At 75.0% G+C, this 1004-nt stretch carries 1 protein-coding gene; it reads left to right on the plus strand.

Features of this window, described 5'->3' with window-relative positions; genetic code table 11:
* Window positions 1-73 precede the first annotated feature (73 nt).
* Window positions 74-1004 (plus strand): DUF2336 domain-containing protein (locus FV228_RS30805; RefSeq protein ID WP_147857868.1); only part of this gene is annotated, 931 nt, incomplete at its 3' end.

Raw genomic sequence — 1004 nt, forward strand, 5'->3', positions numbered from 1 at the left:
GCCCGGCCGATCTCGCCGCCGCGGGATCCACCACCGGCATCAGGACCAGCCTGTTCGCCCCCCGGAGCGGCCCATGATCATCCGCGAGTTCCTGGCCTGGACCCAGAACGCCTCGGCCGGCCGCAGGGCGGAGGCGACCACCGCGATGGCGCGGGCCTTCCTGTACGGCGACCTCTCCGCCGACGAGGCCTGGGAGGCCAAGACCGCGCTGCTGTCGCTGCTGGACGACCCGTCGCCCCTGGTCCGCCGGGCGCTCGCCGAGACCTGCGCGGCCTCGGCCCGCACGCCGCGACCGCTGGTGGTCGCCCTGTCCTGCGACGTGCCCGAGGTGGCGCGCCTCGTCCTTGCGCGCTCGCCGGTGCTCACCGACGCGGACTTGGTCGACGCCGCCGCGCTGGGCGACGAGACCACCCGCGCGGTGATTGCGGCCCGGCATCACCTGTCCCCGTCGGTGTCGGGGGCGCTCGCCGAGATCGGCGAACTGGAGACCCTGGTGGTGCTCGCCGGGAATCCCACGGCGAAGATCACCGCGGGCCGGATGCTGCGCATGATCGAGCGCCACGGCGCCGAAGCCCGCCTGCGCGAGGCCCTGCTGCGCCGGTCCGATCTGCCGCCGGAGGTGCGCTACACGATCGGCCTCGCGGTGGCCCAGGCGCTGTCCCAGTTCGTGATCGCGCGCGGCTGGATCGGCACCGAGCGCTGCGACCGGATGAGCCGTGAGGCGGGCGAGCGTGTCGCCCTCGAGACCTGCGACGATTCGGGGGTCGCCGCGGTGGCGCGCCTGGTGGCGCATCTGCGCACCACCCGCCAACTCACCGCGGGCCTGATCCTCCGGGCCGTGCTCTCGGGCCGGACCGACTTCGTCCACGCCGCCCTCGCGGACCTTTCGGGGCAGGATTACGCGGGGATCACCCGCGCCATGCGGGATTCCCCGCGCGACCCGCGGGCCTTCGCGGAGCTGCACCGGAAGGCCGGGCTGCCCGAGGCCCTGCTGCCGGCCATGC

Source organism: Methylobacterium sp. WL18, from assembly GCF_008040015.1.
Lineage (GTDB): Bacteria > Pseudomonadota > Alphaproteobacteria > Rhizobiales > Beijerinckiaceae > Methylobacterium > Methylobacterium mesophilicum.